This is a genomic window from Fructobacillus fructosus KCTC 3544 (assembly GCF_001438695.1).
Classification (GTDB): domain Bacteria; phylum Bacillota; class Bacilli; order Lactobacillales; family Lactobacillaceae; genus Fructobacillus; species Fructobacillus fructosus.
Map to the genome: position 1 here is coordinate 47,225 of NZ_JQBH01000004.1, position 26,040 is coordinate 73,264.

The following is a 26,040-nucleotide window of genomic DNA, read 5'->3' on the forward strand; positions in this document are numbered from 1 at the left end:
ATCCAAAAGAAATTATTTTAAATCTCTTGCTTTCGTGGACGAATAATCATCTCGTTAACATCCACGTGTTCTGGCTGGTCAACCATGTAGGCAACGGCGTTGGCAATGTCTTCTGCTCGTAGTGAGTAATCCGCATCATTACCGAATGACTCAGATAAATTCTTTTCAATGGCTTCGTTACCAATTGAATGAATTAGTTCTGTATTCGTTGCACCTGGTGAAATAATGGCCGAACGAATCCCGTTCTGGTTTTCTTCTTGCCGCAATGTTTCCATAATGGCACGCACGCCAAACTTTGATGCGGAGTAGGCGGCACCAGCGGGCATGACGACATGTCCGACAACGGATGAAGTCGAAATAACCAGGCCACTCTGCTGCTTTTGCATTTGTGGTAGCACAGCTTTGATACCGTTTAGTACACCAATCAAATTCGTGTCAAAGATACGCTTCCAAACCGAGATATCATAATTTGGATCTGACAACTGTCCAAGCGGCATCACACCCGCGTTGTTAAAGAGTACATCGACACGACCAAAGTCCGCAATTGCCTGGTCGATTACCGCCCGCACTTCCTGGGGCTGTGAAACATCCGCAGTTAAGTACTTCAGGTTTTCTGGGTAAGCCACTTCCTTAGCAATTTCTTCTAAGCGCTCTTTTCGACGACCGGAAATAAAGACTTTTGCTCCTTCTTTGTTTAACTTCAGAGCAGTCGCACGACCCATTCCGGAAGTTGCTCCCATAATAATCACAACTTTGTTTTTAATTGCCATCTAAAAACCTCATTTCTTTTCTTTTTCAATTAATTCTGTTAACATGTTTTATGTTAAACCCTAAAGTTGACTTTAGGTAAAGGAGAAATTTGATGACATTGACAATTGGTGAAGTTTCAAAGAAAACAAACCTTTCCGTACCAACCCTTCGCTACTACGATCGAGAAGGACTTTTCCCTGGACTGCAACGTGAATCCGGGATTCGGAAATTTTCTGATAAGGAGTTGGCCGGCATTCAAGTGATTGAATGTTTAAAGAAATCCGGACTATCCATTCCCGACATCAAACAATTCATGGACTGGACAACAATGGGTTCCGAAACTTTTGAAGAAAGAAAAGACCTCTTTGTCAATCAACGCGCCCAAGTTGAAAAACAGTTAAACGATTTGAAGCGAGTCGATAACCTGCTGCGTTATAAGTGCTGGTATTACGAAATGGCAATGAAATTAGGCTCTGAAGAGGCCGTTAAGGCAATCCCCTTTGACAAATTACCAAAACAAATCCAAGAGAACTTCCCATATGAACATTAAAAAAAGCGCCAATGGCGCTTTTTTATTTCGCAATTAAAAGACCAGCAATGACTTAATTGCTTCACGCTTGTCCATGGCTTCATAGGCCTTTTGAATGTCCTTCAATTCAAATTGCTTGGTGAAGACTTTACCAGGGTTAATCTTGCCATCCAAGACCGCTTGTAGGAGTGAGGCCCGGTCATAGGTCGTGACCGCCGCAATTCCACCGCGCAAGCCGATGTTCTTAAAGAACAGGTTATTGGTATTCATCATTGGATCTTGTGGAATACCAACACGGCCGACAATGGCACCAGGGCGGCCCAACTTTACGGCAGTATTAACCGCTTGCTCGGAACCGACACACTCCAAAACGGCATCAGCACCAGCACCCGTCAATTGCATAACATGGTCAATACCTGCTTGGTCACGTTCCTCGACAATGTCCGTTGCGCCAAATTCCTTTCCGAGGGCCTGACGGTCAGCGTGTCGGGACATTAAAATAATCCGCTTGGCCCCACGCAACTTAGCAGAAATAACACCGGCCAAACCAACGGCGCCATCACCCATGACAACGGCCGTGTCACCTTCCTTGACTTCAGCAGTCGCTGCGGCGTGATAACCGGTTGCCATAATGTCTGACAAAGTCATAAAGGACTTTAATTGATCTTCTGTATAGTCTTCTGGCTGTCCCGGGATCTTAACCAATGCCCAGTCGGCGTTTTTAAAACCGATGTATTCCGCTTGATAACCAGTTGAACCACCCTTATTAGGGTCAAGACAATCACCGTCAAAGCCGGCTAAGCAGGCTTGGCACTCCCCACAGCCGTGAGTAAAGGGCGCAATGACAAAGTCGCCAGGCTTAACATTCGTCACCCCTGCGCCGACTTCTTCGACAATTCCAATGGCTTCGTGGCCGACTTGGCTACCGGATTCGCGTTTTGAAATTCCCCGATAAAACCAGAGGTCAGACCCACAAACCGAAGCACGGACTGTCTTAATCACGGCGTCCTTTGGCCCCTGAATGGTTGGCTTCTCCACTTCTTGCATCTCGACCTGTCCTGGCTTAACAAAAACGGCTGCTTTCATTGTTATATCTCCTTTTTCATACTCGTTACGATCATTGTGAACCACCTAGCTCATGAATGCAAAGTAGCTCACAACTTGTTATACTCTGCATCACTCACTGTATTTAACCATTCAGGTGTTCCGGCTGTGATGGCAATGTGTTCGAACCAGGAATCGACCTTTGCACCGTGCCAGTGCTTAATTCCATCTTTCGTCATCACGACATCACCCTGCTTCAATGATTGTGCGGGCTGTCCCTCTTCTTGGTACCATCCTTCCCCATCGGTCACCAAGAGAATTTGGTAACCATCATGGTGAATGTGCCAGTTATTACGTGATCCAGGTTCAAAAGTCACCGTGCCAACTGAAATTTTTTCATCCGGACTTGTTGTCAAACCATTCAAAAAGGTATCACCAATGAAAAACTGGCCATAAGGATTCAAGACACCTTTGCCAAAGATTCCACCGTTCTTTAATTTATCAAAGTTCGCCATCATTATTCTCCGTATACTTTCTTTAAAATGTTAAAGGCAGACCAGCCCTTTGGCCAACCAGCATAGAAGGCCAGTTGGGTAATCAAAGCAGCCATTTCTTTCTCACTCACGCCATTTTCTTTGGCCTTTGCCATATGAACGAGCAATTGCTCAAAAGCCCCCATCGACATGAGGGCTGAAACGGTGGCAATGCTCCTTGTTTTTGGTGGCAACGTTTTGTCGGCCCAGACTTCACCAAACAAAATATCATCATTATACCGGGCAAAATCAGACGCAACCTGCCCCAAGTGATCACGACCTGCTGTTACTTTTTCTGTCATATTCACCTCCATTTGATAGATTCACCTTAAACCCTAAAGTTAACTTTAGGTCAAGAACAAAACTAAAAAGAGCAAAGCAAGAATTATTTCCACTTTGCTCTTATTCGTTGACTAATCCATATTTAAATGCAAAGGCGACCGCTTCCGATCGCGATGAAACACCGAACTGATTATATATTTGAGTTAACTCATTTTTAACTGTTCGTTCCGAGACAAAAATTTTATCGGCAATCTCTTTGTTGCGAAAACCTGCTACCAGCCAATCTAAGATGTCTTGTTGCCGCTCGGTTAGTCGAGCATTCGAAACAATGGCATCATTTTTTGTACGGAAAGCCTTTGCTGCCATTTCAGTTGATAAAACGGTATTTCCTGCCAATACCTGCGATATCGTTTCGATGATTTTATCGCTATCCGCATCTTTCAGCAAAAATGATTTGGCTCCTAAAGCCAACATCTCTTTGACCACTTCATCAGTATCATAAGTGGTTAATACAATGACCGGAATTTCAGGACAGTGCGATGAAACAAAGCGCATCACCTCAATCCCATCAACCTTTTCCATCTTGATATCAAGTAAAATAAGTTTAATATCGGTTTTCGACTTTAAAAGATTGATTGCTTCCTGACCCTTGCTAGCTTGAAGAGCCTGAAAGTCACGATCGGCATTTTCTAAAATTAATTTTAATCCTTCTCGTACAATCATATGATCATCAACAATTAAAACGTTCATTTACTTTGGCAACCGAATGGTAACGGTCGTTCCTTCCCCAATTTTACTTTCTACATCAATTGTCCCACTAAGTTCACTTACACGTTCGTGCATCCCCTGTAAGCCATAGTGTTTCATCCGCTTTTTACCCTGCTTGACGTCAAATCCCGCTCCGTAATCGATAATTTGAATGACCAAATCTTTTTCGTCTTCGTTTATTTTTATCAGAGCAAATTCTGACTGACTATGTTTAACGATGTTCATTAAGGCTTCCGAAATCACACGAATTAGTAAAGCAGCTCTCTGTTCAGTTAGTACTGCTTGGGTCTGTATTTGCCGCTGAACACTTAAATTATAATTCGAATAAAACGTCTTTAAAAGAATATCTAATCGATTTTGAAACGAAACATTCTGCTCCTCTTTATCCCTCATCGCGGTTACCACTTGACGTGAGGCGACTAACGTTTCCTTCGCCAATCGATTCGCCTTATCTGCAATTTCCTTGGCTGAATCAACATTCCCCCTTTCAAGTAGCTTAGTCAAAACGTCCAATTGCATGGAAAGGCCAGTCATATCTTGTAAAAGCGTATCGTGTAAATCACGAGCAATTCGTTCTCGTTCTCGTGCCGCCGTTAATTGATCAACCGTATTATAGGCAATTTGTAATTCGGCATTGGCATTCCGAAGATCAATTTGCTTATTCAAACTACTCTGATAGTTTTTAGCAAACAAGAAAATAATTAAGAGCATTAACAATGCGACTTCACAGTAAAAAAGAACGTAGGCAAAATTATTATGCTGAATAATAAATGCCAAAAAGAAAATTCCAAGGGCAATAATTGTTGATATATTTGCCCAGCGAAGATGTTCAAAAATAATTGCTTGAATAATTAAAATTGGTGAAATAGCTAAGAGAATGACGCCCGAACCTAGTCCATGAATGATAAACATCACCAGCATTAACATTAATATTTGGGCAGTCATTGACCATTGACGAATCATGACTTTTTTAAAAGTCACCGCAATGAGAATGGCCTGTATCATCCCAATGCCAGATACCAACACCACATCCAAGGGCGTTAATTCATGAAAACTAGCATAAAGAGCGATCGCCGTACCAAGAATAACCCAAAGCATAAAAGGTAACCGCAACCCTCGTAAGGTTTCTCTCTGAATAATAGTCGTATGTTCGTCAGTCATATTTTATTTAAATTCCCTGTTTATGTACGAAAAACTAGTCCATACATTGAACTAGCCTTTCTTATTTTAATCGACGTGTAATTGTGGCACAATCTTATCCAGCCACTTTGGTAGATACCAGTTAGCCTTACCAAATAGTGCAATAGCCGCTGGTACAATGATCATTCGGACAATCAATGCATCAAAAATAACACCGAAAGTGAAGGACAAACCAATTGACTTAATGATCCCTTCTGGAGAGAAGATGAAACCTGCAAAAACAGAAGCCATAATGACGATAGCAGCAAAGACGACAGTACCATTTTCTTGTAAGCCAACAATAACTGAATGCGTCGTATCCTTTGTTCGATTATACTCTTCACGAATTCGACTAACTAAGAAAATCTCATAATCCATCGCCAGTCCAAACATAATTCCAATAACCAAAACTGGCATAAAAGCAAGTAATGAGGCTTTTGACGGAATTTGGAAGAAGTCAAGCATGTTTCCATCTTGTACAATCCAAACGACGGCGCCTAAGGTTGCACAGAGTGACAAACCGAATCCAGCAACCGCCACTAATGGAATCAGGATTGAGCGGAAAGCCATCATCAAAAGGATGAAGGCAAAGGCAATGATCAACAAAGCAAACTTTGGTATAGCAGAAGCAATGGCATCCGTTACATCAACGTTAATCGCTGTTGCTCCTGTGACCATAAGTGAAGCCTGTGTTTTCTTGACTGACAGGTCGCGAATATCGGTCACTAATTTCTTTGTTTTCGGATCATTTGCATCCGTCTTCGGTGTGACAGCAAGCAAATAGTACTTTCCTGACTTTCCAGGCATTGCTGGTGTCACGTTGGCCACGTTCTTTAGTTGCTTAATTTGATCACCGGCATGACTAGCCTTAGCAGCATCATCCGTTTTAGCAAGAATAACCAACGTTGCATTAACGCCATCGCCGTAACCCGCCTTTTGCATATCATAAGCGCGACGTTCGGTTTGCTTTGGTGAACTTTCCCCATCATTTGGCAATCCAAGGTTCATGTGAAGAACGGGGATGGCAATCAAAACCAGGGCAGCGATTGCCAATACCAAGGTCTTGATACGGTGTTTAACAACAAAGCGACCGAAGCCACCCTTGATACGGAACTTTGCAAATGAATTCAAAACTCCGTTTTTCTTTTGCCCCGTCACACGATCACCTAATAAGAATAAAATAGCGGGAACGAGGGTCAAAGACATCAATACAGCGAAGAATACGCCAATGGCAGCAGCGATACCCATTTTTGCAAGAAAATCAATCTTCAACACCACCATGGCAGCCATGGCGACCATTACTGTAGCACCGGCAAAGACAACGGATACTCCCGCTGTCGACATTGCAGCCTTCATTGCTTCTTTGCGTTCTTTACCAAGAGCGATTTCCTGACGGTAACGTGAAATGATAAAGAGAGCGTAATCTATACCAACAGCTAGCCCCATCATTCCAACTAAGGCTGAAGAAGTAGAAGGAATACTCATGACATTTGTCAAAAGCATAACGATCATCATTGAAACGGCTAAGCCAAGAATAGCCGACAAGATTGGCAAGCCAGCGACCAGTAATGAAGCAAATGTTATGGCCAAAACCACGTACGCTACAATAATCCCAACGCCCTCAGTCGTTTCACTTTGATCAACTGTTGAGAACGTCACGTTTCCAGAAAGTTCGGTTTGAATTTTTGCATCACGCGTAATGGCGAGTTGCTTCTTAACCCGATTAATTTCTGTTGCTGAAACATCTTCACTCTTTTGATTGTAGTTAACACTTGCATAGGCCGTCTTCTTATCAGCACTGTAACTATGCAAATTTGCTGGTGAGACAACATTCTTGACATGCTCTTGTTTCTGAACTTGATTCAACAATTCCTGAATCTTATTTTGATTATCAGTGGATGTTAAATCTTGACCATTTTCACTATGGAAAACAATTTTAATGGTTCCCTTCGACGAATCGGTTTGAGAAAATTCCTTGTTCATTACCGACATCGCCTTTTGCGACTGTGAATTTGGTAAGTTCAGAGATGCCCCCGCAAAGTCTGCTCCCTGATGAATGGCGACCCCAATGACTAATGCTGTTATCGCCAGAACGATTGTGATTGTCGACTTAGCGTGGCTGAATATCCAGCCACCTAGTCGACTTAATGCTTTTCCCATAAGTAGATCTCCTTTAATTAAATCACAGCCTTCACTATAACGATGATTGGAAAAGACTTGTCTAACTTTAGGGCCATAATTGATTGCCCTTTTGGGCAATTCTTCCTATTGGTACTTAGCTTGGAATTTTCTTGATGGTTGTCGGATTTGCCATTGCCTTTCGTTCCCGCCATTTAAAAGTCAAATAAAAAACGAACATCAAATGATGTTCGTTTTTATTTTGTTTATTCATCATCATTCTTCAGCTTTTTTAACGTCCGCCAGGAAACAAGCCAGAAGATGAGTAAGCCGAGAACCAGCAAAGCTACCAGAACAAGCTTTCCGCTCTTTGTGCTCGTGAGTCCTTCCATAAAAGGCAAACGGGTGCCGATGCCGACTAAGGCTTGGAAGATAATGTAGTAGTAGATGGGGCGATTAATGAATTGGTTAGCCTTGGCAATTTTCTGGTAAATCGCTAAGACAACCAGCATGACCACAATCGTTGTGATTCCAACCCAGCCATCAAAGGAAAATCGAAGTGTTGTTTTTAACCACAATGAAATGGCAAAGGCTGGAAAAATCAAGACAATTCCGGCTAAAGCACCGATGGTTAACTTCACCCAGTTCGGCAGTGTTATTTTCTGGAAACGATAGATAGCGGCACCCATTACCCAGGTTGCAATACAGGCGGCAACCGTTAAGTACAAACCAGCCATCATGTAGGAACCAAGGTCCACGACTTTACCAGGAACGGAAATGGCCGGAATAAAGGCGATGGCTAAGTATCCAAAGAATGTATAAAAAAGCAATTTCGCAAAGGAAGACCAACGAATGGGTAAATTCTTTAACAATGAATCAGCAACCCGTTGCGGATCTGTCCCAAAATATTCTGCAGCATTTTGACCGTTCTTTTGCGCTTCTAAAATATCTTGCAGAATGCTCAGTAATTGCTCTTCAATTGCCTGTTCATCCTTCAACCAGTTCGTCGTGCGGGCATAAACGAGAAAATCTGCGTAAAATTTTTCATTATCGTCATTTAGTCCAGTACGTAATTCATTATTTCGTTCAATTAATTGGTCAACTGTCATTTGTTTCTCCTGTCATCATGAATGCCATCGTTTTCTCCAACTGGTGCCATTGATTATAAAAGTCTTGCTTGGCTTCAATCCCAGCACTTGTTGGTAAATAATACTTTCGATCTGGTCCATCAGAAGACGGACGACTCTCCGATTTCAGCAGCCCTCTCTTTTCCATGGTTGCTAATAAAGGATAAATCGTTCCTTTCGGAACCTGTCCAAGTCCTATCTCGTCGAGCGCAATGGCAATTCCGTACCCATAGTTCGGCTGTTTTTCTAATATGCTCAACAGAATTCCCTGAAGAAACCCTTTCAATAGTTGACTAGAAATTGTCTGCACCATTTTTTCTGATCCTTTCTTCATCAATAACGACAGTCTACAGGATACTGACTACTTTGTAAAGCATACTAGTTGACCATTAAAAAAACGAGTCTTTTGCTCGTTTCGTAAAAATCAGCTTTTATCAGCCGTTACCCAGGAATTGTCCTCGTTTTTACTTTCGAAGTACCTCTTAAACTCTTCTGATTCATAAGCGTGCTTTACAACCTGGACCCACTTCTTGTTCTTGTTTACCTTGTTCACTGTGAGGACCAAGTAATAATCATCCATCACTTTTTCTTTTAATAGATTCTCCTTTGCTGGTACTTTGGCAGCGTAAGCAACTGAACCAGGCAAAACGACGTAGTCGAATTCGTCCTTCACGCGTGGAATTGTCGATGAATCAATCTCTGTGAACTGTAAGTTCTTCGGATTATCCGCAATATCTTTTTGCGTCACAGTCACTTCGTTAACACCATCTTTCAAACGAATCAGCCCATTCTGAGACAAGATCCGGTAAGCTCGTGCCTTGTTCGAGGCATCTTCAGGTACGGCAATTCGATCGCCGTCCTGAAGAGCTGCCAAACTCTTCTTCGCACCTTGATAAAGTCCCATGGGAATCGTTGGAATCTTAATAATGCCAGTTAAAACACCTTTTTTCTCTTTGTTAAAGTTTTTGAGATAAGCACTATGTTGGTCAACGCTTAAATCCGCTTCATTATTATCAAGAGCAATGTCGGCATTTAATAAGTTGCTAAAATTTTTACTTTTAACGGTATAACCTTCCTTTTCGAGGATGGGTTTAATGCCGTTCATGAATAATTCGCTGTAAGGCCCGGGGGCCGTTGCAACTGTAATCACTTTGCTTTTACTAGTTTTATGCTTTGGACCAAATGAAAGAAAAGCCAGTAACAAAATACCTAAACCTACAATCAGCAAAATCATCTTCTTTTTTGTCATTTGCCTTCTCCTTTAGCAACTTAATTTTTAAGCACTTAATTTTTTAGACAAGATTTTAAGCGTTTCAACGTACCAAGCGGCTGCCGTTTTCAGTCCTTCATCATCGACTTTTAAATCTGAGTGATGAAGACCAGTGCTTATTCCTGATCCAACTTCAGCAAACAACGCTGGGATTGATTGGCTATAAAAAGCAAAATCTTCTCCTCCCGCTGATGGTGCGCTTTCGACAATGTTCAATTTCTTCCTCAATGAATCCTTCACTTGCTTTACTAAATCAACGTTGTTCCATAAAACAGGTGGCCCAGAAATCCAATCAATTTCAGAGGACAGCCCAAATGCTTCGCCTTGAAGTTTAACAATCTGCTCGAATCGCTCTCTGGCCAACGTTTGGTCAGCGGTTGAAAATGTTCGAATCGTGCCTTCAAACCAGGAATCATCAGGAATGACGTTCCATGTTGACCCAGCTTCGACATGGGTGACGGACAGCACAGCAGCGTGCTGCGGGTTGATGTGCCGTGACACGATGCTTTGCAAAGACGAGATAATGTTGGCCATTCCCAGAACGGGGTCCACGTTTTTATCTGGATGGGCAGCGTGTCCTCCCTTTCCGTGGAGCCTAACTTTAAATTGGTCAATCGCCGCATTTCGAGCCCCTCCTTCAATCGAAAGGGTTCCGACTGACATTGTTGGATCATTATGAAAACCGATGATGAATTGAGCATCCTCTAAAATGTGGGAACGAAGCACTAATTCAGCCCCTTGATGCGTTTCCTCTGCAGGCTGGAAAACAAAAAGAACACGTACGTTCAAACTACCTTCCATTTCCTTTATTCTTTCGGCCGCTGCAAGCAAACTGACGGTATGAAAGTCATGCCCACAAGCGTGCATGATTCCCTGAGTAACTGAGGAATACGAAAGCGCTGTTTTTTCTTGTATTGGCAGGGCGTCAATATCGGCACGTAACACAATAACCGGTGCCTCTTTTGGTCCAAGAGCAGCTACTACTCCGGTTCTCATTGAGGTGGGTGTTATGATTTCAAGACCTAGAGTCTTAAGACGTTCTTCGATACGTGCTGTTGTTTCAAATTCTTGCATCGGTAATTCTGGATGCTTGTGTAAATTGTGACGGAAGCGGTATAAGTCTTCCCATTTTTCATCTGTTAACATCATTTTCTCCATAAAAAAAGCCAGTGTCTCAGTATCGTCATACTGAAAAACTGGCACTTAACGGGCTTTATATCCACGAAGATAGTCAAGTTGATGCAATATGAACGCTAAAAAGTCACCTTGGACAGGAGCTAATCAATCGTTCATATTGGATTTCGATTGCTAGCTCTTACTTTTCGTAACAGCAGCAGTTCATCTGCTTCATTGACATCGTGAATCTTCCCTTCCTTTTCATTTTGTTATAATTTTAGCATGAAATTCTTCACTGTCAAACAAATAAAAAGCCAGCCCTGATCTGAGCTGACTTTTATAGTCACTATTGATAAGCAAACTTATTCTCCAAACTCTTCTTTCTTCAAGAACTTCCAGAGAAGTGCCAGAACGAGTCCAGCCAGTGCTGGCAGCACCCAACCGAAGCCTTCGGCAGCCAGCGGCAAGTTGGTTGTGTAGCCCTTGACCACGTTTGCGGCCCAGGCTTGGCTAGCCAATGGTGAAGCGGCCAGTGCATCCAAGAAGGCAGGCACCGTTACCGCGGCAACCACAAAGCGGTACATCGTGCCGTCTTGCTTCACCCACTTGTTCGTGACCCCTAGCAAAGTCAGCGCCAAGGCATATGGGTACAAGAGCATCAAAACGGGGGCTGACCAAGCGATGATGTTGGTCAAACCGGCGTTGGCTGTGACAAAGGAACCAAAGGCGATGAGGCGCAACCACCAGAGGTAAGAAACCTTCGGAAAGACGCGGTGCAGATCCTGAGCAAAGGAAACGAACAATCCCATGGCAGTCGTGAAGACGGCCAAGGTCACAATGACACCGGTTGAAAGAACACCGACGTTCCCCGTGTAATGCGTGATGATTTCAGAAAAAGCCGTTCCACCATTGGCGGCAACCTTCATTGTTCCAAGCGACGAGACACCGAGCAAAACCGTGGCCACGTAGATGAGTGATTCCATCAGGATGGCAACCAGACCTGACTTGGCCAAGACTTTCGAAACGTTTGTTCCAGTGAAACCAAGGGCGCGAACGGCGTAGACAACTGAAACGGCCAAGGCTAAGAGCGCTAGACCATCCATTGTGTTATAACCGTCCAAAATTCCTTGAAAAGCCGCGTGGTGCTGGTAAGCCGAAGCCACGTGTTGACTCAAGTCCCCCATTGGCAAAACCAAGGACAAAACCAAGATCAAGCCCAAAAGTACCAAGAAGATGGGGTTTAGATACTTGCCGACCCACTTCATCAAATTGGACTGTTTGACCGTTAAGAAGTAGGCCAGACCAAAGAAGACGGCTGAGAAAACAAGCATGGCCAATTGCTGGTAACCAGCAGGAACCAATGGTGCGACACCCATGGCAAAGGCCGTGGCCGCCGTACGTGGCGTTCCGAAGAGTGGACCGATGGTGAAGTGGATTGCCACCAGCACAACCGTTCCAAACCAAGGGGCGACTGGCTTGGCAATGTCATAGACGGACTTGGAATCCGTTAAAGAAACCGCCAACATGGCCAGGAATGGCAACAGGGCACCTGTCAAAAGGAAGCCAAGCACGGCGGGCAGCCAGTTATGACCGGCGAGTTGTCCCAATTGAACTGGGAAGATCAAGTTTCCGGCACCAAAGAACATACCGAAGATGAGCGAAGCCACTAAGAAGAGCTGCTTCGTTGTTAATTTCTGCTTTTCCATTATGAAAAACTCCTTTAATTTTTCATCTTAAGTTTTTCGACAAATAAAAAAACCAGCTACGTAAAACGCAGCTGGTCAACATTCATTCGCTCAGCCGCCTATCCGTTTTTGGATAGGCAGCCCAAAACATCAGCACCTACCCCTATGGAATAATAATGCTGATAATAATGGCTTGGTTGTTTTGGAATGAATTCGTCATTTGTTTACTCACTTAATTTGATAAATCAATTAAAACATAATGAGAAAAACTTGTCAATTCTTTAGGCGGTTTGCTTCCGTTGAATGGCCTGCCATACCATGGCTACCAAAGCACCAATAATCGCTGGTAGTACCCAGCCGAAACCTTCAGCAGCCAATGGAATGATGGCATGGTAAACATCAGCCACCTGAAGCGCCCAATCGGTTGACTTAGCGGGTGAAGCCAACAAACCATCTAGCAAAGCCGGGATGGTGATAAAGGCCATCACCGTCCGGTACATGATGGGGCTTTGCTTCACCCACTTATTCAAAACGGCCAAGATGGTTAGTGCCAGTGTGAATGGATAGATAATCATCAAGGCAGGAATTGAAAAGGCAATGATTTTAGTCAACCCGGCATTTGCGGTGATAAACGATCCGACGGTGATAACACGCAACCAGTTTTTGTATGAAATCTTTGGAAAGACTTTATGCAAATCTTGTGAGAAGGAAGCTGACAAGCCCATCGCCGTTGTGAAAACAGCTAATGTAACAATCAGACCCGTCATCAAAATACCGACGTTTCCCGTGTAGTGAATGATAACGTTCGATAAAGCCGTTCCCCCATTATCAGAAACTGGCATGATGCCCAATGACGTTACCCCTAAGAGTGCCGTGGCGATGTAAATCAGTGACTCTAATAAGATGGCCAGTAATCCTGACTTAGCCAGAAGCTTTGGTACCTGCTTGTCGGAGAAGCCCATGTTCTTAACGGCGTAAACAACTGAAACCGCAAAGGCTAGGAGGGCCAAACAATCCATTGTGTTATACCCTTCCAGGATTCCTTGGAAGGCTGGTGCGACTTTGTAGGCACCAGACACCTTCTGGTCCAAGCCACCCATCGGCATGATTAAGGCGAGCAGTAAAATCACTGCTAACAGAATCAAGAACAGTGGGTTCAAGTACTTACCAACCCACTTCGTTAAGTTCGACTCTTTCAAAGTCAATCGGTAAACCATCAAGAAGAAGATGGCTGAAAAAATCAACATGGCGAGTTGCTGATAGGCCGTTGGAATCAATGGCGCAATTCCCATAGCAAAGGCCGTTGCCGCCGTACGTGGCGTGGCAAAGAGTGGCCCTAATGAAAAGTGAATGGCCACAACCATGATGGTTGCAAACCAAGGAGCCACTGGCTTGGCAATGTCAAAAACCGACGTTGACTTGGTCAAAGCCATCCCGAGCATTGCCAAGAATGGTAGCAAAGCCCCGGTTAAAAGGAAACCAGAGATGGCGGGCCAGACGTGGCCACCCGCCAACTGTCCCAGTTGAACGGGGAAAATTAGGTTGCCGGCCCCGAAAAAGAGACCGAAAATTAGTGATGTGATCAGTAAGAGCTGTCGCTTACTCGCTCGTTGTTCTTGCATGGTAATACTCCTCATTTTTTTGAAACTCGTTAATCAAAACAAACAAAAAAGCCAGTTGCGTTAAGCAACTGGCTTCGTCAATGACTCAATCAGCTGCCCATCCTAATGTCGGATAGGCAGGCCAAAAATCAGCACCCTATCCTAACGGATAACGACGCTGACGACGACGGCTGAATTGTGAGTCAAAAAGTTGTTCATGATTTTTCTCGTTTCATTTGATACTCACATTAAAACAAAATGAGATTGCCTTGTCAAGACTTTTTATGCAAATGTGCTTACTAAAGTCAAGAAAGCTCAATCAACCGTAATCATCTTTGGATAAACACGGGCAATGATGACCAAGACAACTGCTGAGGCAATAAAGGATGGTAACATGTACGATCCGTTATAAAGAGTGGAATACAACCAAACACCCTCGCCCTTTGGTGCGTATTGACCAAAGAAAATGACGGCTGACAGCATATGGGACAAGAAACGCAAGAAAGACCCCACGAAGACGCCAACAATCAACCAGAGTGTCCCCTTTCCCATTTCCTTGTTCGCAAAGGCCTTCTTAACCATTGGGACAGTCACAGCTGTGAAACCGACCAACCCGAAAGCCAATGGGTAATCCAGGAACGCCTGAAAGGGTGTCAAAATGTAGGCACCTAAGATTAACTTGATGAGTCCAAACAGAATTCCGACTGTTAACCCACCCTTATAGCCATAACGATACGCCATAATCACCGTTGGTACCATTTGAAATGAAATGGAGCCACCCTCACCCCAAAGACGAATGGACCAGAAACTCAAGACAACGGATAGGGCGATGAAAAGCGCCAATTCCGTAATAAAACGTAAATTTTGCGACTGCGTGTTCTGCATTTTTTTCTCCTCTTAGTACATCAGTCCACAAAAAAACAACCATCCGAAACAGCAAAAGCGAACGGACGGTTGTCTTAGTCTTTTCTGTTTTCCCTACGCGTGTCTTAACACAACAGGTTCGAAGGGTCGGCTTGCGCACTCTCAGCTCCAAGGAGCTCCCCTAAACGGACGTTATTTATTTGTTACCACCATTATAACCAGGTCCAAGCGCTTTTGACAAGCATCACACAATAAAAAAGTCGGTTGCTTTAGCAACCGACTCCGTCTAATTAATCTGATAAATTCCCGCTAAAATAATTTGACGTGTTTGCTCCAGTCGCTGTTCAACAGCAGATCCCGACAACTGTAGGCCCATACGCTGCTCATCAATAAAGACGGCAAAGCCGTCTTTTTTCTTTATTTCTTTAAGAACGCCAGCATAGCCGCATCAACTTCCTTGTTTTCATGCAACTTAGAATGCTGTCCATCCGCACCGGTAATCAGTTTTTCCTCATAAGTCGAAGGACTTTGAACCAAGTACTTTAAGGACTTAGACGAATTATTATAAACCGTCGTATCGTTATTACCAGAACCCTGTGAATTACCGTAAATGTTCAGTACCTGAACCTGGTGCTTTTGATAATACTCACGCAGTGGTAATAAACGTTTGTAGTACGCAGACTGATTAACCGGTTGTCCATCGTCTTTCAGGGGTGAATCAGATTCAGGCTCCGTTAACATCAAACCGTTATAGGTACCGGCTAAGTCAACCTGTTTCTTAACTACTGGCAACGAATCACTTTTACCATCAGCCGTTGCCATCAAATAGTAGGCAATGGCCATGTTCCCCATGGAGTGCCCCACCACGTTAACTTGGTCGATCCCTTGCTTCTTTAAGTTAGTCATGATGGTCTGCACCCAAGCGGCCGTCTTGGTGAAATCTTGGTTCTTGTTATTATCAAATTGAACCAAAATGAGCGGGTTTTTGTCTTCTTTTTGAATGCGCCGACCCATTTCAACCTGATTATTGTCCTTAACCGTCACGTTCACGCGCCGATTCGAATAACCCTGGTCAACCAAATACTGGGCCATTGACTTTTCAGCATTGCGTGATGAACCGTAACCATGGAAAAAAACCGTGGCGGTTTTACCAGAAGCAGTTGAGGAATTTGTCGTCGTTTTGTGTTGCGCATTCAGTGATTGGAAGACCGCGTAGCCAATTAAGACCAACAAAATAATCACTAAAAGGCCGATAATGCCATGCGTTTTTTTCATAAAATAGTTACTCCTTACCCTTTTATTGTAACGCCTTCATCACTATCATTCATAATAAAAAGAGAGTTAACCTTTCGGTTAACCCTGCTTTTATGAAGCTCTTTTTACAATTCGCCGTTTAGGAAGTGATTCTTTCCCAAACCAAATGACCAATCTTCCGCATGATTGGTAGCAAAAGTAATAATCACGTCTTCGGGACGCACCCCGGCCTTATCTGACAAAGTCGCCACTAATTTTTTAGTGAAGGCTTTCTTTGCTGGCATTGGTCGTGGCGTTGACAAGATGGTAAAGAACAATGCCTTGGCCGTTCGTTCGTAACCCAGACCAACGTCTTGGAAGTTCAGTTCATAATCTTCGTGCTGCGTCACAATTTGAAAACGATCACGGTCTGGCAGTGAAAGGGTTTCCTTGGCAACATCAAACGATAGTTGCATCAATTCCTTAATCTCTTCTGGCTTATATTGGTTCTTAACCATATCAATTTTCATTAATGGCATGTGCGATTCCCCTTATCTTTTCAATTAGTTCTAGACTAACACAAAGTTGGGAAACTGACGCACGAAATCAGCTAAGCGAGTGAAACTTCTTGAATTTTAGCCGTCTTTGTTAGTTCGTCGTCATTGAGTTGATAGAGGTGATCCAGTAAGGAAGTCTTGAAGGAGGCTGGTCCCTCAACCGTTCCTTCCTTCATGGCCAAGTCTGCGGCCACCGGCAAAATAGCTGCAACTCGAACGAACGCTTCGAAAGTCGCTGCATGTGCCAATCCGAGGGCTAAAATGCCATCCAAAGCATCCCCCATCCCCACGTTTTTAGCCAAGTACGGATGTCCGTTGTCAATTTGGAACACGCGTTGACCATCACTAACCGTATCGACTGCTCCTGAAATCACAACCCAAGCCTTGCTGCAACGAGCATAATCCAAAGCAGTTTGGACGGCATCGGCTTCACTAGTCGAGTCGATTCCCAGTCGGGACTGCTCCCCAGACAAGAGAGCAGCAATTTCACTTAAGTTTCCGCGAACGACTTTGACAGACACGGCTTCCATAATGGCCAATGCTTGTTCTTTCCGTAATTTCGAAGCACCGGCACCAACCGGGTCAAAAACGACTGGTTTTTGATTCTGATTGGCAAAGCGACCAAGATGAATTAACCGCTTGTGGCTTTCCTCCGACACCGTTCCCATGTTTAAGTCAACAGCCGAAGCTAGGGGAACCAGCACTTCGTCATCGCGAAAATCTTCGGCAACCAATGGCGAACCACCTAAGTATGAAATCACGTCAGCAACCAACTGCTCCGTGACGTGGTTACCATTCATAATGACCATCGCTGGTTGTCGGTGCATTTGTTCTAAAAGAGTCATGCGTTGCTTCTCCTAATCTTTGCAAAGTCGTTGGACAGTTTTTGCTATGTTTGTACTTTTTGTAATGGCAGAAATGACCGCTAAGCCATCCGCTCCGTGTTGATAAACGGCCTGAGCCCGTTCTTCATTAATCCCTCCAATGGCAACCACCGGAACCGTTGCTGCTTCTTTAATTTCCCGTAATCCTTCAAGGCCAATGATTGGCTTCGCATCCTTCTTAGTTGTCGTTTTGAAAACCGGTCCAACGCCAATATAGGCCAAGTCCGGCATCGCCGCTTGGCTGGCTTCTAATTCGGCCATTGTAGAAATGGAGAGCCCGATTAGCAATTCTGGCGCTTTTTTCACAATGGACTGGACGCTCGCGTCATCCTGACCAACGTGGACACCATCCGCATCAGCGGCAATCGCTAAATCGACATTATCGTCGATGAAGAGCAGTGTTTTAGTTTCTTGACAGATTTCTTTCAAGACTTTAGCCACGGCAAGTTCTTCTAAAAAGCTTGGTCGAACCGTTCCTTTTTCCCGGTACTGAACAACCGTCACACCGGCTAAACAGGCTTCCTTAACTAGGGAAAAAAGTTTGGCACGGTCCCCACCAACGTTTTCCAACCCAACCACGAGTTGACAGGAAAAGTCCAGCTCGTTCGTATTGTTAAAGCGTTGATTGGGATTTGGCCAAAGTGCTTGGTTAAGTGGTCCATGTCCATGCCCAATGAAAAGTGGCTGGGCAACAATATGGTTCATGTAGTCATTACCAATCAGGATGGCTTGCTTAAGGCTAATTCCCCGTGCCAACATAGCCGTGATGGCTGCCGATAGGGTATCACCGGTTCCATGCTTTCGAGCAGTGTGGACTTTCTTTCCCTTCAAAACGAAGGAATCATCGCCCAACAAAGCATAGTTCAACACTTCATCACCTTCGAGGTGTCCCCCCTTCACCAAGACATTGGGAACCCCAAGTTCTTGAATCCGGTGGGCTGCCTCTGCCATGTCAGCTTCTGTTTGAATTGTCAAACCGGCCAATAATTCGGCTTCGGGGATGTTCGGCGTCACAAGTAACGCTTTTGGCAGCAGTTCTCTTTTCATGGCTGCCACCCCTTCTTTGTCCAATAACGGTGCACCACCCTTGGCCACCATTACCGGATCAATGACTAGTTGCTTAATGTGAAAACGTTCCACGTTCCTGGCGACCTCGGACACACGGACACCGTCAAAAAGGGCACCGGTTTTAGCTGCTCTGATATCAAAGTCAGTCATCACCGACTCAAACTGGGCGGCAATGGCCGCTGGATCCGTTGGATAAGCCCCTTGGACCCCCAATGTGTTTTGTGCCGTCAAACCAACCACCACGTTGGTCGAAAAAACGGAAAAGTGTTGCATTGTCTTAATATCAGCCTGCATGCCAGCACCACCACCAGAGTCCGAGCCGGCGATGGTCAGAGCAGTTGGGTATTGTTGTGCTTCCCTCATCCCTCTTTCTCCAATGATTGTTCGAAGAAATCGTTTTCAAACTGAACGGCTTGGTAAAAGGCGGTTAATCCCCGCGATTGCATTTCCTCATCGACTTTGTCAGCTTCTTCTTCCAAGACCTTCATGAAGTCAACCGTTAATTGACCATCCGTCCCTTTGTAAAAGTCAAACCAAGGGTAAAACGGATTGCCCTTCTTAATCTGCCCACTCTCAATCATCTTTTCTGTTAAGTAACCGTATACATAGGGACAGGCAGCCAGTGAACACAGGAAGATAAAGTCGCCTTCCTTTTGGCTATCCTGAATATGCTTCAGGTAACCGGTCGTTGCCGGGAGCCATTCCTTGGTGATGGTCGCCTTAGCAGCCGGATCCTTTTCATCCGCCAACTTTTGCAACATCAAGTGTGGTTCGGTTTCTTGGTCACCCTCAAACTGGCGCAAGGACTCTGAATCAATACCAAAGTTATCCAAGCCCTTTGAAAAGAGCGGCAAGTAGACATCCAAGTAAATGTTGTCTTGATAGATATAGGTATAGAGTGCCCGGGCATCGATACGTCCTGCTTCACAATCCTTGATAAAGGGATTGGCCAAAAAAGCCGGCATGGCGTCCTGCATAATCTTCTTAAACTGTTCAATAAAAGTCATCTCATTCTCCTATATTCTTGTGTAATTAAATAAGCGAACTTGCGTATTTCTTGCTATTAATTAATGTTTTCATATGCTAATACGGTAGCAGTCGAAGTAGCCCAATGGTCAATATGAGCACCAAGGCTAACCAGGCAAACCCGACTTTTTTGTATGGATAAGTCTGATACACAGACCGCTCCGCACCTTCTTGAAATCCGTGGGCTGTCATGGCCATTGCCAACGATTCAGACCACTGAATGGCTTGAATGAGCGCCTTGAAATACAGGGTCGGCTGGTACCAATGTAGGCTAACACCACGCATTTGGCTGGCCGCTTGAATATTTTGGAAGGCTTGCTTGAATCGTGGCATAAAGTTCAATGCCGCAATCAATCCGTAGATAAAGGTATTCGATAAGTGGAGGTTTTGCTGAAGCGATTGAAGTAAAACCGCCTCTTTTGTCTTATTGAGCAACCAAGCGCCCACAAAAATGAGCAGGAAGACACGGGACCCCATGACCAACCCAACGTGCAACCGATGACTCAAATCACCCTGCGCGTACAGGTAAAAGGACCAGAATGATCCAATGGCCGGAATAAACCCAACCGCCCAACAATACAAATAGCGTTTCAATGGCAAACCCTGGTACAAGATCAAGCCGTTAAAGAACAGCAAGAGAATCACATTGAAAGAAAGCGAGTTGGTTAACACAATTTCCAGTGACAGTAGTAAGGCTAAGAATAACCGTTGACTGGCATTCATCATACGGCCACCCCCTCTTTATCCACGAACTCCGCATGTTCAAGCGCTAAGTGCCGGTTCACAATCGGAGCTAACGGAGCGATTTGGTGCGAAACAATGACCAACGTCACGTCTAGGTCTCGCCTCACTTCTTTAAAGAGAGCCAAAACGACCCCAACGGATTGTTCGTCTAAGCCAGCAAAGGGTTCGTCCAATAGCAAGACGGGACTAGCCATCACGAGCATTAAAAGCAATTGGAGCTTTTTTTGTTGCCCACCGGAAAGTGTGTAAACCGATCGATTACCTAGTCCCGCTAAGCCGAGTGCATGAAGGCTTCTTTCGATTCTTTCCGTCGACCAGTAGTTCTTTTGGTAGGTGTTTTTTTGCACCTGTTGAAGCTCTTCAGATACTGTAATGTCTAAAAACTGGTCAAGTGCACTTTGAAAAGCCAAGGTCACTTGCCGATAATAGTCTTTTTTCTTCCAACGGTGAAAGTCCTGGCCGAGGTAAGTTAATTGCCCCTCTGCCTTTTGGAGTCGGGCTAAGGCCTTCAGGAAAGAAGACTTACCAGAACCATTGGGTCCAGTAATTAACGTGCATTCGCCGGACTTCATTTCTAACTGTGCCTGTTCAATGAGCAAGCGCTGATCATTTTCCAATACCAGTTGTTTTAGCTGGAAAATTGGTCGACCCAGTGTTTCCTTTTGGACGGCAACAACTTGACTGGCCACTTTCTTTGGCCAATCTGCCTGAGCAACTTCGGTAAAATGCTGTTTTTGATATTGATAGAAAGCCGTCATTTTATCCAAATAACCATGATCGTCATGATCAGAAACAAAGATGGCATAGCCTTCGTTAGCCAAAGATTTCAGTAGCTGTTGAAGCTCCACCCTTGCCTGTGGATCAATGGCGGCAAAAGGCTCGTCCAACAGGAGGTATTTTGCTCCTGTTAAAAGGACCTCCGCTAACGCGACTTTTTGAAGCTCACCACCTGATAACTCACTTAACAATCGTTTGCGAAAACCAGTCAGGCCTACTTTAGTCAGTACCCGATCAATCTTGTTGGACATCGTATCAGGAGCCAGCTGCAGGTTTTCCATGGTAAAGATAAACTCTTCTTCAACCGTTGGCATCGCAAATTGCTCGCGTGGGTTTTGAAACAATAGTCCGACCAAACTGGCCCGCTTATTGGCCGGAATGTCGGTCAACGCCTGTCCATCGATGGTGACTTGACCAGTAATTTTACCCCCATACTGGGGGTACAGTCCGGCCATCGTTTTTAACAACGTAGACTTACCGCAGCCAGACGGACCCATCAATAAAATAAAGTCCCCACTAGCCATTTCAATCGAAAAGTCTGAAAAAAGCGTTTCTTTACGGTAAGTAAAACAAACATCCGAAACTTTTAGGGTCATCATTCTCCCCTTAATCGTTATCCGTACACAAAAACTTTGAACGATCCAACAACTTCTCAATCCAGTTCACCAAAACACCTGCAAAGAAGAAGATGGAGAGGTAGCGAACAGCAAAGAGCAAAAGCAGCATTCCGAAGTGGTAGTTACCGAAACCTGACTGAAGATACTGCCAGCCAAAGGTCACAACCGTTCCCGTCAGCGTTGACAACCAGAGACCAAGCTTCCAGTTCTTATAGGCCGTTAAGGTGAAACCAAGTTCAGAACCCGCTCCCTGGATCAACCCAGCAAGCAAAGTCGCAACACCCCAGTAACCACCGAGGAACATTTCTCCGGCCGCCCCAATCATTTCAGCTAACAAAGCCGTTCCCGGCTTTTTCAAAACATAGGCCGCCAAGGGACCAGCCATCATCCAAACCCCGATGGTTAGTTCCCCAGCAAAGGCCTGTAAGCCGACGGTTGTTAATGCGCCGGAGATAATTTGATACATCGGATCCATCAAAAAGTAAATGACCGAGAAAATAATCCCAATCAAAGCCAATAAGATGGCATCCCGTAATTTCCACTGTGTATTTTTCATGCTTTCCTCCTTTTTTATCAGGGGAACCATTGACAACGCAATGCAATAAAAAAATCACTCGTCTGGACGGAATCCAGCACGAGTGATCTCAAAAAAGCTTGTGCGAACTCCCTACGCTGGTATTAACCAACAGGTTCAATGGGTCTTATCTCAACCAAAAAGGTACCCCAGTTCTTGTATGCAATTAAATACAGACTTAATATACCAAGAAGCCACCACGTTAACAAGTTTTCCAACGAAATATTTTTTCATAACTGCTTGAAAAGTCAAAGGGAAAGCATTATATTATAAGCATACTTATTCTTTTAAAGGTGCTACTAAAATGACATTCAACGATGAATTACAATCATTTCAAAACTCCAATTCTCAGGTCTTCTTCGCCCTCTATACGGACTGGTTTCGTCAAATTAAAAGACAACTCCGTCGCATCGGACTCACCCATCCACAGGTCCAGGTATTAGCCGCCCTGCAGGACCTCAATAATCACGAAGAAGAAGTGACGCAGGTTATGGTTGCCAAGGCTGCCAACATTGATCCCATGACGGCCTCTGCCATCATTACTAAATTAGCTCGGGCAGATTATCTTGATCGTTTTCCTGGTAAAAAGAAGTTGCGAACAAAAGCCCTCTCGATTAATCAAAACGGTCAAAAACGACTGGCAGAAGCTCTCCAAATTCTCCATGACTTTGAAAAAGACTATTGGAAAGACCAAAACCCCAATCGTCGGTCATTAATGCAGGACGTTAAAAATCGATTGTAGTAAAAAAGCTGAGCCTTTCGCTCAGCCTTTTTATTTTTATTGATTAACCGACGCTTCGAGTGCTCGTACCCTACGTTCTTGGAAAACCAAGAAAATCAAAAGTACAATTGCAAAGATAGCCGCTCCATAGATGACGTTCGACGCCATGGACCAACCGTGTTGACGAACCAAAGACCCAATCAATGCCGTAGCAATTGTTTCACCAAAAATGTACTGGAAGAAGCCCATGAATCCGGCTGACAACCCCACAGCATAGTTAGGCACCGCTTCATTAATCATCAAACCAACAAGGGTTATTGGTGTATAAATCAACGTTCCCATTAAGAAGAGAACAACCACCAAAACGGCTTGGTTAGCAGTCGTAAAGTACAAAACTAAGCTGCCTAGCAATCCAAGCGCTGAAATCAAACAGATTAAGGCACGCCGTCCGTTGAAAAAGTCAGATAGTGCACCAAGTGCAATCACACCGGGAACCGCGGAAACTTCAAAAATTCCAACAAACCACTTTGCCCATGTAACGGAAAAGCCCTTCGTTGGTAAGTAAGAAGGAATCCACGACATGACCCCATACCGCACGATGTAAAAGGACATGGAAGCCAACGTCACCAGCCAAACGACTTTATTCAACAAAATACTATGAACAAAAGTCTGCATAAATGGCACAGAAGCTGTATCTTTTGTTGCTTTTTCACCGTTTGCGTCCACTTCAACATAGCCAGAATAAGTCCCAATATCTGGCAAGGCCACGCTTTCAGGCTTATCCGTGTTAATCAAAAGCATCAACGTCGCTAAAACAGCTGAAATCACAGATGCGACAATAAAGACGGCCGTTAACGAACCAGCAAATAGGAAAGTCGCCATTTCAATTGATAGGACACAGAAAAAGGCACCGGCGTTATGGGCAGAAGACCAAATGGAATAAGCCGTCCCACGACTTTTCTTGGAAAACCAAATAGAAATTTGGCGTTGACAGGCTGGAGCCCCCATTGCTTGCGTAATGGCAATCAACGTCATCAATACCAAAATGACCGGGAATGATTGCGTAAAGCCAATCAATAAGTTAAAGAAGGCAGATAGGTATAACCCAGCGGCCAAGAACCAACGTGCATTTAGCCGGTCAACCAGCGCTCCCATGAAGATTTTTGAGATACCGTACCCAACACCAAAGGTCGATAAGATTAGCCCTACCTGACCAATGTCAAAACCATAATTCTTCATAATGGACACTTGTTCGGTTGTAAATACCAAACGAATGATGTAGTACCCAATATATGAAAACGACGTTGCCAGTAAGACACCTAATTGACGGCGCTTATATTCAGTTTTAACCTGATCTGGCGAAAGTGAGCGATTCGCTCCTTTACTCTTGAAAGAAAACATCCTTACCCTCATCTCTAAATAAATGGATTAGCAACCACTAGAAACCTTTCATTTCGAATTGCCACCTTTTATTCTAGACAAAAAGAAGGAAACTGTCAACTAAATCCTCTAACTAAAACGCCTATATATAAACAATGTAAGCATTTACAATTAGAAATTACCCTCATCACAATGTCGGTTATTTTTTCCTCGCAAGTTGTTGATTGGTCGTTTTTTCAATTAACCGTAAATGCCGTTCCTCAACAACCAAACGAAGCAAAAGAATCAGCGCAATCAATCCGGCTAAATAAATAACGTTAGCTCCCATCTGCCATCCAAATGACTTTACCAGAAGGCCAATCAATGCCGTTGCGATTGTTTCACCAAAGATATATTGGAAAAAGCCCATAAACCCAGTTGATAGTCCCAGGGCATAGTTCGGAACGGCTTCATTAACCATCAAACCCACTAACGACAAAGGTGTGTAGATAAGTGTGCCTAATAAGAAAAGAACGGCAATTAAAAGGACACGATTACTGGTTGTAAAATACATGACTAAACAGCCTAACATGGCGAGTACGGATACCAAACAAATCATTGCTCGCCGGCCATCAAGGTAGTCAGATAACGCGCCCAGCGCAATCACACCGGGTACTGCAGAAACTTCAAAAATGCCAACAAACCATTTTGCCCAGGTAACTGAAAAGCCCTTTGTTGGTAGATAGGATGGAATCCAAGATAAAATGCCGTAACGAACAATGTAAATCGACATCGACGTTAGCGTCACCAACCAGACAACACGGTTTAAAAGGATACTGTGGAGGAAAACCTGACGAATGGACAACTCTGTTTTCTTTTCAGTACAGGCCCTTCCCTTTGCATCGACCTCAACATAACCTGAATAAGTCCCGATGTCTGGTAATCCCACACTTTCCGGAGTGTCCGTATTAATCAAGAGCATCAGTGTCGCAATCAGAGCAGAAAAAGCCGAAGCAACCACAAACACCATCGTTAGCGAACCGGCAAACAGAAAGGTTGCTAATTGGATTGAGGCAACACAGAAGAAAGCACCGGCGTTATGAGCCGAAGCCCAAATTGAAAAAGTCGTACCGCGCTTCTTTTTGGAAAACCAAAGGGAGATCTGTCGTTGACAAGCGGGTGCCCCCATTGATTGCGTCACCGCAATCAGTAGCATTAATAGCAAAATGATCTTGAAATCCTTGGTAAAGCCAATTAACAAGTTAAAAAAAGCTGAAAGGTAAAGCCCAGTCGCTAAGAACCACCGAGCGTTTAATCGATCGACTAAAGCGCCCATGAAAATTTTAGCAATGCCATAACCAACGCCAAAAGTCGACAGAATCAGCCCTACTTGACCAATATCAAAACCGTATACCTTCATGATTCGAACCTGTTCGGTTGTGAAAACCAAACGAATCACGTAATAACCAATGTATGAAAAAGATGTTGCTAAAAGCACACCAATTTGACGGCGGTGATATTCCGCCTTCTGGTTAGGTACTTTTTTAACCCCATTCGTTGCAAACATATTGCGAACCTGCTTTCTATAAATCAAGAGGCATGTAATCCGATTGT

The 26,040-nt window shown here is 44.2% G+C and carries 26 protein-coding genes and 2 riboswitches; of the genes, 2 read left to right on the forward strand and 24 right to left on the reverse strand.

All coding sequences use genetic code 11. The features are described 5' to 3' along the window. Positions 1-17 precede the first annotated feature (17 nt). Positions 18-770 carry an SDR family oxidoreductase gene (locus IV71_RS02630; protein ID WP_010690843.1) on the reverse strand — a complete coding sequence of 251 codons (753 nt, stop codon included), beginning with the start codon at positions 768-770 and terminating at the stop codon, positions 18-20. 92 nt (positions 771-862) lie between these two features. Between IV71_RS02630 and IV71_RS02635 the strand changes: the two genes are divergently transcribed. Then, complete coding sequence (locus IV71_RS02635; protein WP_010690845.1) at positions 863-1,300, forward strand: MerR family transcriptional regulator; 438 nt, start codon at positions 863-865, stop codon at positions 1,298-1,300. 33 nt (positions 1,301-1,333) lie between these two features. Here the strand turns inward: IV71_RS02635 and IV71_RS02640 are convergent, their stop codons facing one another. The 21 genes from IV71_RS02640 to IV71_RS02740 all read right to left on the reverse strand — a co-directional run bounded on the left by IV71_RS02640 (position 1,334) and on the right by IV71_RS02740 (position 22,328). Further along, positions 1,334-2,365, reverse strand: coding sequence for a zinc-binding dehydrogenase (locus tag IV71_RS02640; protein WP_010690847.1), 1,032 nt, complete (start codon positions 2,363-2,365; stop codon positions 1,334-1,336). Between the two features lie 68 nt (positions 2,366-2,433). Then, a complete protein-coding gene (locus IV71_RS02645) occupies positions 2,434-2,841 on the reverse strand; it encodes a cupin domain-containing protein (RefSeq protein WP_010690849.1) in 408 nt (135 codons plus the stop codon). Beyond that, positions 2,841-3,158: a carboxymuconolactone decarboxylase family protein gene (locus IV71_RS02650; RefSeq protein ID WP_010690850.1), complete on the reverse strand. Its 318-nt coding sequence runs from the start codon at positions 3,156-3,158 to the stop codon at positions 2,841-2,843. Before IV71_RS02650 ends, IV71_RS02645 begins: the two co-directional genes overlap by 1 nt. Before the next feature lie 100 nt (positions 3,159-3,258). Then, on the reverse strand, positions 3,259-3,888 hold the full coding sequence (locus IV71_RS02655; protein WP_010690853.1) for a response regulator transcription factor: 630 nt from the start codon (positions 3,886-3,888) through the stop codon (positions 3,259-3,261). Beyond that, positions 3,889-5,067 carry a sensor histidine kinase gene (locus IV71_RS02660; RefSeq protein ID WP_081460864.1) on the reverse strand — a complete coding sequence of 393 codons (1,179 nt, stop codon included), beginning with the start codon at positions 5,065-5,067 and terminating at the stop codon, positions 3,889-3,891. It lies immediately after the preceding gene. 66 nt (positions 5,068-5,133) lie between these two features. Beyond that, a complete protein-coding gene (locus IV71_RS02665; protein ID WP_010690856.1) occupies positions 5,134-7,245 on the reverse strand; it encodes an MMPL family transporter in 2,112 nt (703 codons plus the stop codon). Between the two features lie 224 nt (positions 7,246-7,469). Next, on the reverse strand, positions 7,470-8,312 hold the full coding sequence (locus IV71_RS02670; protein ID WP_010690858.1) for a DUF1129 domain-containing protein: 843 nt from the start codon (positions 8,310-8,312) through the stop codon (positions 7,470-7,472). Next, positions 8,302-8,643, reverse strand: a complete 342-nt coding sequence (locus IV71_RS02675) for a PadR family transcriptional regulator (protein ID WP_029489801.1) — start codon at positions 8,641-8,643, stop codon at positions 8,302-8,304. The genes IV71_RS02670 and IV71_RS02675 overlap by 11 nt, the downstream gene beginning before the upstream one ends. A gap of 111 nt (positions 8,644-8,754) precedes the next feature. Continuing rightward, the gene (locus IV71_RS02680) at positions 8,755-9,579 is read right to left on the reverse strand and encodes a MetQ/NlpA family ABC transporter substrate-binding protein (protein WP_010690860.1); all 825 of its coding nucleotides are present in this window, start codon (positions 9,577-9,579) and stop codon (positions 8,755-8,757) included. 27 nt (positions 9,580-9,606) lie between these two features. Continuing rightward, positions 9,607-10,746: an amidohydrolase gene (locus IV71_RS02685; RefSeq protein WP_010690861.1), complete on the reverse strand. Its 1,140-nt coding sequence runs from the start codon at positions 10,744-10,746 to the stop codon at positions 9,607-9,609. Between the two features lie 332 nt (positions 10,747-11,078). Next, positions 11,079-12,422: a branched-chain amino acid transport system II carrier protein gene (gene brnQ, locus IV71_RS02690; protein ID WP_010690862.1), complete on the reverse strand. Its 1,344-nt coding sequence runs from the start codon at positions 12,420-12,422 to the stop codon at positions 11,079-11,081. A 260-nt stretch (positions 12,423-12,682) separates the two neighbouring features. Continuing rightward, positions 12,683-14,023, reverse strand: a complete 1,341-nt coding sequence (brnQ, locus tag IV71_RS02695) for a branched-chain amino acid transport system II carrier protein (RefSeq protein ID WP_010690863.1) — start codon at positions 14,021-14,023, stop codon at positions 12,683-12,685. A gap of 294 nt (positions 14,024-14,317) precedes the next feature. Further along, positions 14,318-14,887, reverse strand: a complete 570-nt coding sequence (gene thiT / locus IV71_RS02700) for an energy-coupled thiamine transporter ThiT (RefSeq protein WP_010690864.1) — start codon at positions 14,885-14,887, stop codon at positions 14,318-14,320. A 73-nt stretch (positions 14,888-14,960) separates the two neighbouring features. Beyond that, positions 14,961-15,059, reverse strand: a riboswitch (TPP riboswitch). Positions 15,060-15,283: 224 nt separating this feature from the next. After that, the gene (locus IV71_RS02705) at positions 15,284-16,141 is read right to left on the reverse strand and encodes an alpha/beta hydrolase (protein WP_010690865.1); all 858 of its coding nucleotides are present in this window, start codon (positions 16,139-16,141) and stop codon (positions 15,284-15,286) included. A 104-nt stretch (positions 16,142-16,245) separates the two neighbouring features. Then, positions 16,246-16,638 (reverse strand): tautomerase family protein, encoded by a 393-nt coding sequence (locus IV71_RS02710; RefSeq protein WP_010690866.1) that lies wholly within the window; start codon positions 16,636-16,638, stop codon positions 16,246-16,248. Positions 16,639-16,709: 71 nt separating this feature from the next. Continuing rightward, positions 16,710-17,501, reverse strand: a complete 792-nt coding sequence (gene thiM, locus IV71_RS02715) for a hydroxyethylthiazole kinase (protein ID WP_010690867.1) — start codon at positions 17,499-17,501, stop codon at positions 16,710-16,712. Between the two features lie 12 nt (positions 17,502-17,513). Then, positions 17,514-18,971, reverse strand: a complete 1,458-nt coding sequence (gene thiD / locus IV71_RS08510; protein WP_010690868.1) for a bifunctional hydroxymethylpyrimidine kinase/phosphomethylpyrimidine kinase — start codon at positions 18,969-18,971, stop codon at positions 17,514-17,516. Beyond that, complete coding sequence (locus IV71_RS02725; RefSeq protein ID WP_010690869.1) at positions 18,968-19,615, reverse strand: TenA family protein; 648 nt, start codon at positions 19,613-19,615, stop codon at positions 18,968-18,970. The genes thiD and IV71_RS02725 overlap by 4 nt, the downstream gene beginning before the upstream one ends. A 76-nt stretch (positions 19,616-19,691) precedes the next feature. Further along, positions 19,692-20,360, reverse strand: coding sequence for an energy-coupling factor transporter transmembrane component T family protein (locus IV71_RS02730; RefSeq protein WP_010690871.1), 669 nt, complete (start codon positions 20,358-20,360; stop codon positions 19,692-19,694). Then, positions 20,357-21,751, reverse strand: a complete 1,395-nt coding sequence (locus IV71_RS02735; RefSeq protein ID WP_010690872.1) for an ATP-binding cassette domain-containing protein — start codon at positions 21,749-21,751, stop codon at positions 20,357-20,359. Before IV71_RS02735 ends, IV71_RS02730 begins: the two co-directional genes overlap by 4 nt. Positions 21,752-21,761: 10 nt before the next feature. Continuing rightward, the gene (locus IV71_RS02740) at positions 21,762-22,328 is read right to left on the reverse strand and encodes an ECF transporter S component (RefSeq protein ID WP_010690873.1); all 567 of its coding nucleotides are present in this window, start codon (positions 22,326-22,328) and stop codon (positions 21,762-21,764) included. A 91-nt stretch (positions 22,329-22,419) separates the two neighbouring features. Then, a riboswitch (TPP riboswitch) is annotated at positions 22,420-22,508 on the reverse strand. A 142-nt stretch (positions 22,509-22,650) separates the two neighbouring features. Here IV71_RS02740 and IV71_RS02745 point away from each other — a divergent pair. Then, positions 22,651-23,088 (forward strand): MarR family winged helix-turn-helix transcriptional regulator, encoded by a 438-nt coding sequence (locus IV71_RS02745; RefSeq protein ID WP_010690874.1) that lies wholly within the window; start codon positions 22,651-22,653, stop codon positions 23,086-23,088. Between the two features lie 36 nt (positions 23,089-23,124). Here the strand turns inward: IV71_RS02745 and IV71_RS02750 are convergent, their stop codons facing one another. Beyond that, positions 23,125-24,468 carry an MFS transporter gene (locus IV71_RS02750; RefSeq protein WP_010690879.1) on the reverse strand — a complete coding sequence of 448 codons (1,344 nt, stop codon included), beginning with the start codon at positions 24,466-24,468 and terminating at the stop codon, positions 23,125-23,127. A 178-nt stretch (positions 24,469-24,646) separates the two neighbouring features. Further along, positions 24,647-25,993 (reverse strand): MFS transporter, encoded by a 1,347-nt coding sequence (locus IV71_RS02755; protein WP_056995004.1) that lies wholly within the window; start codon positions 25,991-25,993, stop codon positions 24,647-24,649. Between the last annotated feature and the right edge of the window lie 47 nt (positions 25,994-26,040).

What these genes read in the sequence shown, in the direction of transcription:
- IV71_RS02630 (WP_010690843.1), bottom strand. Translation starts at nt 770, where the DNA reads ATGGCAATTAAAAACAAAGTTGTGATTATTATGGGAGCAACTTCCGGA.
- IV71_RS02635 (WP_010690845.1), top strand. Translation starts at nt 863, where the DNA reads ATGACATTGACAATTGGTGAAGTTTCAAAGAAAACAAACCTTTCCGTA.
- IV71_RS02640 (WP_010690847.1), bottom strand. Translation starts at nt 2,365, where the DNA reads ATGAAAGCAGCCGTTTTTGTTAAGCCAGGACAGGTCGAGATGCAAGAA.
- IV71_RS02645 (WP_010690849.1), bottom strand. Translation starts at nt 2,841, where the DNA reads ATGATGGCGAACTTTGATAAATTAAAGAACGGTGGAATCTTTGGCAAA.
- IV71_RS02650 (WP_010690850.1), bottom strand. Translation starts at nt 3,158, where the DNA reads ATGACAGAAAAAGTAACAGCAGGTCGTGATCACTTGGGGCAGGTTGCG.
- IV71_RS02655 (WP_010690853.1), bottom strand. Translation starts at nt 3,888, where the DNA reads ATGAACGTTTTAATTGTTGATGATCATATGATTGTACGAGAAGGATTA.
- IV71_RS02660 (WP_081460864.1), bottom strand. Translation starts at nt 5,067, where the DNA reads ATGACTGACGAACATACGACTATTATTCAGAGAGAAACCTTACGAGGG.
- IV71_RS02665 (WP_010690856.1), bottom strand. Translation starts at nt 7,245, where the DNA reads ATGGGAAAAGCATTAAGTCGACTAGGTGGCTGGATATTCAGCCACGCT.
- IV71_RS02670 (WP_010690858.1), bottom strand. Translation starts at nt 8,312, where the DNA reads ATGACAGTTGACCAATTAATTGAACGAAATAATGAATTACGTACTGGA.
- IV71_RS02675 (WP_029489801.1), bottom strand. Translation starts at nt 8,643, where the DNA reads ATGGTGCAGACAATTTCTAGTCAACTATTGAAAGGGTTTCTTCAGGGA.
- IV71_RS02680 (WP_010690860.1), bottom strand. Translation starts at nt 9,579, where the DNA reads ATGACAAAAAAGAAGATGATTTTGCTGATTGTAGGTTTAGGTATTTTG.
- IV71_RS02685 (WP_010690861.1), bottom strand. Translation starts at nt 10,746, where the DNA reads ATGTTAACAGATGAAAAATGGGAAGACTTATACCGCTTCCGTCACAAT.
- brnQ (WP_010690862.1), bottom strand. Translation starts at nt 12,422, where the DNA reads ATGGAAAAGCAGAAATTAACAACGAAGCAGCTCTTCTTAGTGGCTTCG.
- brnQ (WP_010690863.1), bottom strand. Translation starts at nt 14,023, where the DNA reads ATGCAAGAACAACGAGCGAGTAAGCGACAGCTCTTACTGATCACATCA.
- thiT (WP_010690864.1), bottom strand. Translation starts at nt 14,887, where the DNA reads ATGCAGAACACGCAGTCGCAAAATTTACGTTTTATTACGGAATTGGCG.
- IV71_RS02705 (WP_010690865.1), bottom strand. Translation starts at nt 16,141, where the DNA reads ATGAAAAAAACGCATGGCATTATCGGCCTTTTAGTGATTATTTTGTTG.
- IV71_RS02710 (WP_010690866.1), bottom strand. Translation starts at nt 16,638, where the DNA reads ATGCCATTAATGAAAATTGATATGGTTAAGAACCAATATAAGCCAGAA.
- thiM (WP_010690867.1), bottom strand. Translation starts at nt 17,501, where the DNA reads ATGACTCTTTTAGAACAAATGCACCGACAACCAGCGATGGTCATTATG.
- thiD (WP_010690868.1), bottom strand. Translation starts at nt 18,971, where the DNA reads ATGAGGGAAGCACAACAATACCCAACTGCTCTGACCATCGCCGGCTCG.
- IV71_RS02725 (WP_010690869.1), bottom strand. Translation starts at nt 19,615, where the DNA reads ATGACTTTTATTGAACAGTTTAAGAAGATTATGCAGGACGCCATGCCG.
- IV71_RS02730 (WP_010690871.1), bottom strand. Translation starts at nt 20,360, where the DNA reads ATGATGAATGCCAGTCAACGGTTATTCTTAGCCTTACTACTGTCACTG.
- IV71_RS02735 (WP_010690872.1), bottom strand. Translation starts at nt 21,751, where the DNA reads ATGACCCTAAAAGTTTCGGATGTTTGTTTTACTTACCGTAAAGAAACG.
- IV71_RS02740 (WP_010690873.1), bottom strand. Translation starts at nt 22,328, where the DNA reads ATGAAAAATACACAGTGGAAATTACGGGATGCCATCTTATTGGCTTTG.
- IV71_RS02745 (WP_010690874.1), top strand. Translation starts at nt 22,651, where the DNA reads ATGACATTCAACGATGAATTACAATCATTTCAAAACTCCAATTCTCAG.
- IV71_RS02750 (WP_010690879.1), bottom strand. Translation starts at nt 24,468, where the DNA reads ATGTTTTCTTTCAAGAGTAAAGGAGCGAATCGCTCACTTTCGCCAGAT.
- IV71_RS02755 (WP_056995004.1), bottom strand. Translation starts at nt 25,993, where the DNA reads ATGTTTGCAACGAATGGGGTTAAAAAAGTACCTAACCAGAAGGCGGAA.